Annotated in this window: 1 rRNA gene; it reads left to right on the top strand. The window is 55.6% G+C overall.

The annotated features are described in order from the left end of the window. Positions 1–12: 12 nt before the first annotated feature. Positions 13–125: ribosomal RNA gene (gene rrf, locus AC0V2Y_RS28795) — 5S ribosomal RNA — on the top strand. Positions 126–311 lie beyond the last annotated feature (186 nt).

The raw sequence follows: 311 nt of genomic DNA, 5'->3' as shown, positions 1-311 counted from the left end.
GTACAAGTTATGCCTGATGACCATAGCAAGTTGGTCCCACCCCTTCCCATCCCGAACAGGACCGTGAAACAACTTTGCGCCGATGATAGTGCTGCAACCAGTGTGAAAGTAGGTTATCGTCAGGCTTGTTATTCGCAGTAAGAGAAAAACCCGTCAAGCAATTGGCGGGTTTTTTTTCGTCTGGCGGTTGGATGCGCCGCTGGTGCTGTCGGCTTACGCTGCGCTAAGCCGACCTACGCCGACCTACGCCGATCCGCCGACCGACGGTCAGTGTGTGGGGGACTGCCCCCGGCTGTTCAGCAGACGAAAAA

The sequence above is a fragment of the Janthinobacterium sp. BHSEK genome, assembly GCF_056174685.1.
The sequence above is the reverse complement of the archived record's forward strand: the minus strand, read 5'-3'. Positions and strand labels throughout refer to the sequence as shown.